Genomic DNA, 6,469 nt, shown 5'->3' with positions numbered 1-6,469 from the left:
TAAAGGAGACTAGAGAATATGGAACCAATTGAAACGTTACAACAAGAAGCCCAAGCTAAGATTCAGTCCGCTGCAAGTCTTTCGGAGCTAAATGAATTGCGTGTCTTGTATCTTGGAAAAAAAGGTCCTGTTCAGGAATTAATGAAGGGCATGAAAGATCTTCCTAAGGAAGAAAAACCGATTTTTGGCCAGAAAGTCAATCAGTTAAAACAGTTATTGTCTTCAATGATCGAAGATAAAAAAGTTGAGTTGGAAAAGAAGGAAATGGAAGCTAAAATTGAAAATGAAAAAATCGATATTACGCTTCCAGGCCGCAGTCCAGTATTAGGCAATGCGCATCCTTTAAATCTTGTAAAACAGGAATTAGAAGATTTATTTATTGGTTTAGGGTATCAAGTTATTGAAGGCAATGATATCGTAGACGATCTATATTGTTTTGAAAGAGCGAATATACCTAAAGATCATCCAGCAAGAGATATGCAGGATAGTCTGTATATTGACCAAAATACTTTATTAGGAACACATACGACAGCAATCCAAATGATGGTACTTGAAAAATCTGCACCGAATTTGCCAATCAAAGTTGTTTGTCCAGGTAAAGTATATCGTCGCGATGATGATGATGCGACACACTCTCATCAGTTCATGCAGATGGAAGGATTGGTTATTGGAGAAAAAGTTACTCTATCAGACCTTAAAGGAACGTTGGAGTTTATGGCGAAAAAATTATTTGGTCAGGATCGTCAGATTCGTTTTAGACCAAGTTATTTCCCATTTACGGAACCTAGTGTTGAAGTAGATGTAACATGTCATATTTGTAATGGAAAAGGATGCCCAACATGTAAAGGGACTGGCTGGATCGAAATCTTAGGTGCTGGTGAAGTGCATCCAAATGTCTTGAAAATGGCTGGTTATGATCCAGAAAAATGTTCTGGATTTGCCTTTGGTGTAGGAATTGAACGTGTTGCGATGTTGAAATATGGAATTGATGATATTCGTCATTTCTATACAAACGACAAGCGTTTCTCTGAGACGTTCAAACGTTTTGATTAGGAGGATTTAACATGCGAATTTCAAGAAAATGGTTATCACAATATATGGATGTATCCGATCTTAGCATTGAAGAAATGGCAGATCGAATTACATCAGCAGGTTTAGAAGTTGAAGGTATTGAACGTTTGGCACAAGGGACAAATCTTGTGATTGGTCAAGTAGAGGAATGTTACCCTCATCCAGACAGCGATCATTTAAACTGTACAAAAGTCAATGTAGGCGATGAAGTTCTGGATATCGTATGTGGGGCTCCAAATGTAGCTGTTGGTCAAAAAGTCATCGTTGCTCTTCCAGGGGCAAAGCTTCCTGGTGGCGAAATCAAAAAAGGTAAGATTCGTGGACAAGTAAGTAATGGTATGATTTGTTCTTTGGTGGAATTGGGTGTAGATCCACATTCTTTAAGCGAAGAGCAGAAATCAGGAATTGAGGTTCTTGATCAAGATGCGCCGGTTGGAAATAAAGATCCTTTTGCCTATTTAGGTTTAGATGATGAAATTTTGGAAATCGGATTGACTCCTAACCGTAGCGATTGTCTTGCCGCTTTTAATATGGGATTGGAAGCTGGTGCGATCTTAAAAAGAGCAGTAAAACTTCCAGAATATCAAGGTGCTGCAAATGTTGGAGGGCCTACTAAACTTCATGTAAGCAGTACAACAGAAAAATGTCCTTTGTTTTTAGGAAAGGTCATTGGGGAAATCACGATCAAAGAAAGTCCAAAATGGATGAAAGAATTGTTAGCCGCTTCAGGGATGAAATCAATCAACAATGTTGTCGACATTTCAAATATCGTAATGCTTGAAACAGGACAGCCAATGCACTTCTATGATAAAGATGCGATCGTAAATCAGGAAATCACGGTTGCCAGTGGTTTTGATGAAGACTATGTTGCCTTGGATGGTGTTACATATCATTTACTTCCAGAAGATATCGTGATCACAAACCAATCTAAACCAATTGGTATTGCAGGTATCATGGGCGGAGATGATTCCAAGATCTTAGATACAACAAAAGGTTTGATCATCGAATGTGCTATTTTTGATCATGTGTCTATTCGTAACACGGCTCGTCGTTTAAATTTGGCAACAGAATCAAGTATTCGTTATCAAAAAGGAATTGAACCACTTGCCGCATCAAAAGCATTGGATCGTGCCGTGCAATTATTGATTGAGTATGCCGATGCGAAGATGATCGAAGAAACTGTACAGTATGGAGATTCTGGATATACACCAGTAAGCCTTTCTTGTACTTTAAAAGATATCAATGATCGTTTAGGAACGGATTTTAATGCAGAAGAAGTAAAAGATGTATTTGAACGTCTGCATTTTGAACCAGAGTATGAAGATGGCAAATATATGGTACATATTCCTAGTTATCGTACAGATATAGAAGGAAAAGCAGACTTGAGTGAAGAGGTCATTCGCTTATTGGGATATGACAGATTGCCTAGTACTTTGCCTTTGATGGAAATGACAGAAGGTAAATTAAACGAAAAGCAGAAACTAATTCGTACTGTTCGTAATTTATATTGCCAGTTAGGTTTGCAGGATTGTTTAACATATACACTAGTTAGCACACAGAAAAAGGACAATGCAATCTTAGGATTACAGGATCCAATCCAGTTAGCAAGTCCAATGAGTGAAGAAAGACGCTGGATTCGTACAAGTATCCTTCCAAGTTTATTGGATGTAGTTAGCTATAACCACGCTCGTACGATCAAAGATGTGAATGTATTTGAATTGAGCAATGTTGCCGGAACCCAGGGAACTCGTATGCATTTAGCCTTTGTCTTAAGTGGACTTTTACAGCAGACTCGCTGGCTTCAATATGAACTGCCAAGTGATTTCTATACAGGAAAAGGTTTGATCGAAACATTATTTGACCATATTGGTATTTCTGCGGCTCGTGTTTCTTTTGAGGCAAATACAGAAGATGTGGTGCATTTCCATCCATATCAAAGTGCCAAGATCTTGATCGATAAAAAATGTATAGGATATTTAGGAAAAATTCATCCACAGTATGCTAAAGAGACAGATTGTAAGGATGTAATTATGGCTGAATTGGATTTTGATGCATTGGTTGATATCAAGAAAGCAAAGATCAAATTTGCACCAATTTCAAAATATCCAAGTGTACAGCGAGATCTTGCGTTTGTGATCGATCGAAATATGCCGGTTAAAAAGGTTGTGAGTATCATCAATAAAAATGCACGCTACAACAAGGAAGAAATCATTCGCAATGTGGAAGTATTTGATGTATATCAAGGAGAACATGTTGCCAAGGATGAAAAATCAGTTGCGTTATCTATAACATTCCAGTCAGATACACATACTTTAAAAGATGAAGAGATCAATGAAGTATTTGAAAACATCTTGCAGGCAATCCAGACGGAATGCGATGCGACATTAAGATCTTAATAACGATAGAGTCTTCGGACTCTATTTTTTTATTAGGTAGACAAAGTAGCGTTTTTGGATTATAAAGAAAGAAAAGAGGTGTAGACAATGAACCAGAAAATTCTTATTCCTGATCATTTTATGATTGGAACCAGTTCCAGTGCCTGGCAGATCGAAGGTTGTGCTGGAAAAAGTGAAACGCAAAAAAGCTGGGCTGATTTATTTTATGAAACAGATCCTAGCCGCTGGCATGATCAAATTGGGCCAGAAAAAGCCAGTGATTTCTATCATCATTACAAAGAAGATATCAAGACGATGGCAGATTTTAAAATGAATACATTTCGTTTTACGATCCAATGGGCAAGATTTATGAAAGATGCTTTAAAAAAAGAAGTAGATAAAGAAGCCGTTGCATATTATCGAGATGTGATTCAAACAATCAAGGTTCATGGTATGAAACCTATCGTATCTTTGGAACATTGGGATATTCCAGCGATCTTATTAGAGAAATATGATGGATGGGCTTCGCGTGAAACGGTGGATCTATATGTAGATTATGTTCAAAAAGTTCTTGATGAATTTCATGATGAAGTTGATTTGTGGTTTGCCTTTACTGAGCCTAATATTCCTGTTGCTAATGGATATATCAAAAAAATATGGTATCCATTTGTGCATGATCCTCAACGTGCGTATCAGGCACATTTTCATAAGATCTTGGCAACAGCCAAAGCGGTAGAAATTTCTAGAAAATATGAAAATGTTAAAATGGGAGCTATGGTGCATATGACCCCGGTTTATTCCAGAAGCAAAGATGCTCGCGATGTAGAAGCAGCTTATTATACCGATCTTTTTGAAGTTAGACTGTATTTAGATGCCTATCTAAAAGGTGAGATTCCTTCAGAAATATTCACGGAGCTTTCTAAGCACGGATGCTTGTTTGAGTTTAAAGAAGAGGATCTTAAACAAATTAAAGAGAATCAAATTGATTTATTAGGCATTGATTATTATTTCCCAATTCGTGTAAAAGCCAGAGAATCAGCATATGATGGTCCATTCTGTTCAAAATATTATTATGAAGATTATGTATGGCCTCAAAGAGAATACAATGCCGATAGAGGCTGGGAAATCTATCCGCAGGCAATTTATGATATAGCCATGCGCATTAAGAAAGAGTATGGCAATAAACCTTGGTTTATATCGGAAAATGGTATTGGAATAGAAAATGAAAATCGTTTTAGAAACAATGATGGATATATAGATGATGAGTATCGAATTGATTTTATTAAAAGGCATTTATCATATGCTATAAAGGCGCAGGCTGAAGGTTGTAACTGTCATGGATATTTAATTTGGTCATTCATTGATAATCTTTCTGCCATTAATGCATTTAAAAATCGTTACGGATTATTGGAATTAGATTTAGATACATATAAACGTATTCCTAAAAAATCTTTATATTGGTTAAAGAAGGTTTTAGAACAGGGATATTTGGATTAGTTTTTTTCTCGTAATAGCGTTTATTATGATAAAATAAATGGTAATAAAAGGATAAGAACTATGGATATTTTGTATACGAAAAAAGATTTTTTAGACATATTTTCAACTATGGGCATTGATGAAGGAATGGTCGTGCTCGTGCAGGCAGATTTAACAGGATTTAATGAAATTTTGTCAGGGTCACAAGCTATCATTGAGGCTTTACAGGAATTGGTAAAAGAAGATGGCTGCATTATCTGTCCAACATTTAGTTTGTCTTGTTTGGATCCGGCATGCTATGAACAAAATGATTATACGTATGAAAGCTGGAACATGATCCGTGACAATATGTTGGGGTATGATCCAAAATTAACATCATGTGATGTCTATGCAGATTTTGCCGATCAATTTTTAAAAAATGAAAATGTACGAAGAACCAATCATCCGGTATATAGTTTTGCCTTTTGGGGAACATATGATGAAAAGTGTTTAGAGCAACCGTTAAACTTTCCAATTTCCTTTAGTCGTGTTTTTAGAGAATTTGTAGATCGACGGGCATGTAATATTTTAATTGGCGAAAAAATAGAAAATAGTCTTCTTTGGCCTGCCATGGCTAAAACGATGAATCAAGGTATTCTCACAATCAAGAGAGCTATTATAAATCAAGGGAGAGGAAAACAATTAAAAAATTTCCTGAACCTGGATGTGGATCAGGAAAGGATGGAAGAATACAAAAAGATGTGTTATATACAATCATCTGAATATTCAAGAAAAGCAATTCACTTTCTTTCTTTAGATACAAGTGAAGAAAGTATATAAGATATTTCTAAAATCGTTTCAACAGTATCTTGGTCAAAGTTATTGTATTGATCTGAATCGATATCCAGGATTGCCAATAATTCATTATTATAAATCAAAGGTATTACTAACTCGCTTTTACTGGAATGATCGCAGGCTATATGTCCATCAAACTGGTGTACATTATCAACTACGATCATTTTTTTGCTTGCTGCACAAGTTCCTACAACGCCCTTATGGTATGAAATTTTTGTACAGGCTACCTTTCCTTGGAAAGGGCCTAAGATACATTCTTGATTTTCATTATCACAATAATATAGACCGGCCCAATTTATATGTGCAAATTCATGATATAGGATAGCTAATATATTTGATATGTTTGAGATAGGGTAAAGAGTATCGTCAACAACCGTTTGACATTGTTGAAATATAATATTTTTCATGCGTAATCTCCTTTCAAGCTGGTTATAGTTTAGCATATGTTAAATAAAAAAATAAAATATTGAAAAGAAACAAGTTTATGATATTATTCATTTAGAAAGGTTATAACATAGAGAAATCTATGTATCAAAATGATTTAAGTCAATTGGTGTAGTGTATCGGGGAAAAGGCATAGCTTGGATCGTTTTGGTTATAACTAAAAAGACGACAAGATGAACAATAATAGATTCAAAACGGTCGTCTTTTTTTTTGTTTTATAAAAAATATAAAAAAAGTGGAAAAAGTATTTGACATGGAAGGGGGATATT

Annotated in this window: 5 protein-coding genes; 4 read left to right on the top strand and 1 reads right to left on the bottom strand. The window is 35.6% G+C overall.

Features of this window, described 5'->3' with window-relative positions:
- The first annotated feature begins 18 nt into the window (after positions 1-18).
- The 4 genes from pheS (at position 19) to HMPREF0367_RS09745 (ending at position 5,741) form a co-directional block, all read left to right on the top strand.
- Entirely contained in the window at positions 19-1,053 is a 1,035-nt protein-coding gene (gene pheS, locus HMPREF0367_RS09760) for a phenylalanine--tRNA ligase subunit alpha (protein WP_015535977.1), read from the top strand.
- A gap of 11 nt (positions 1,054-1,064) precedes the next feature.
- Positions 1,065-3,467, top strand: a complete 2,403-nt coding sequence (gene pheT / locus HMPREF0367_RS09755; protein WP_035403805.1) for a phenylalanine--tRNA ligase subunit beta — start codon at positions 1,065-1,067, stop codon at positions 3,465-3,467.
- A gap of 87 nt (positions 3,468-3,554) precedes the next feature.
- Positions 3,555-4,943, top strand: coding sequence for a glycoside hydrolase family 1 protein (locus HMPREF0367_RS09750; RefSeq protein WP_035403804.1), 1,389 nt, complete (start codon positions 3,555-3,557; stop codon positions 4,941-4,943).
- Positions 4,944-5,003: 60 nt separating this feature from the next.
- Positions 5,004-5,741, top strand: a complete 738-nt coding sequence (locus HMPREF0367_RS09745) for an AAC(3) family N-acetyltransferase (RefSeq protein WP_035403802.1) — start codon at positions 5,004-5,006, stop codon at positions 5,739-5,741.
- Here HMPREF0367_RS09745 and HMPREF0367_RS09740 read toward each other — a convergent pair.
- On the bottom strand, positions 5,702-6,163 hold the full coding sequence (locus HMPREF0367_RS09740; RefSeq protein ID WP_035403800.1) for a GAF domain-containing protein: 462 nt from the start codon (positions 6,161-6,163) through the stop codon (positions 5,702-5,704). The genes HMPREF0367_RS09745 and HMPREF0367_RS09740 overlap by 40 nt on opposite strands.
- Between the last annotated feature and the right edge of the window lie 306 nt (positions 6,164-6,469).

It is taken from the genome of Faecalitalea cylindroides ATCC 27803, from assembly GCF_000469305.1.
Classification (GTDB): domain Bacteria; phylum Bacillota_I; class Bacilli_A; order Erysipelotrichales; family Erysipelotrichaceae; genus Faecalitalea; species Faecalitalea cylindroides.
Note: the sequence above shows the minus strand (reverse complement) of the source record. Positions and strands in the feature narration are given on the sequence as shown.

What these genes read in the sequence shown, in the direction of transcription:
- HMPREF0367_RS09740 (WP_035403800.1), bottom strand. Translation starts at nt 6,163, where the DNA reads ATGAAAAATATTATATTTCAACAATGTCAAACGGTTGTTGACGATACT.
- HMPREF0367_RS09750 (WP_035403804.1), top strand. Translation starts at nt 3,555, where the DNA reads ATGAACCAGAAAATTCTTATTCCTGATCATTTTATGATTGGAACCAGT.
- pheS (WP_015535977.1), top strand. Translation starts at nt 19, where the DNA reads ATGGAACCAATTGAAACGTTACAACAAGAAGCCCAAGCTAAGATTCAG.
- HMPREF0367_RS09745 (WP_035403802.1), top strand. Translation starts at nt 5,004, where the DNA reads ATGGATATTTTGTATACGAAAAAAGATTTTTTAGACATATTTTCAACT.
- pheT (WP_035403805.1), top strand. Translation starts at nt 1,065, where the DNA reads ATGCGAATTTCAAGAAAATGGTTATCACAATATATGGATGTATCCGAT.